Raw genomic sequence first — 390 nt, 5'->3', positions numbered from 1 at the left:
GGCATGAATAAGGTATCACCGACGAATGCATTACCTTCAATAAGATACGTCACACTGTCATTCGTGTGTCCGGGTGTCGACATCACCTTGCCGGTTAATGCACCAATCGTAAAAAGCTCACCATCGTGAAACAAATGGTCGAAGACCTGACCATCTGGCAGTAATTCGTCGTCACCAATATTAAAGACGGCTTTAAAGGTTTTCTGCACCTTGATAATTCCCTCTCCCACGCCAACAGGGCTACCAAGCTGTTCACGCAGATAATGTGCCGCTGATAAGTGATCGGCATGCGCGTGCGTTTCCAAAATCCAATCAACAGTCAGTTGCTGCTCTTTGATAAATGCCAGTTGCTGATCAGCAAATGCGGTCCAGACCTTGCCGGAGTGTGCA

At 47.7% G+C, this 390-nt stretch carries 1 protein-coding gene; it reads right to left on the bottom strand.

What is annotated here, in order from left to right:
- A partial coding sequence (locus ACYP03_RS24480) for an MBL fold metallo-hydrolase (RefSeq protein ID WP_459782444.1) occupies positions 1-390 on the bottom strand: 390 nt, incomplete at both ends.

Source organism: Photobacterium sp. R1, from assembly GCF_054600795.1.
The sequence above is the reverse complement of the archived record's forward strand: the minus strand, read 5'-3'. Positions and strand labels throughout refer to the sequence as shown.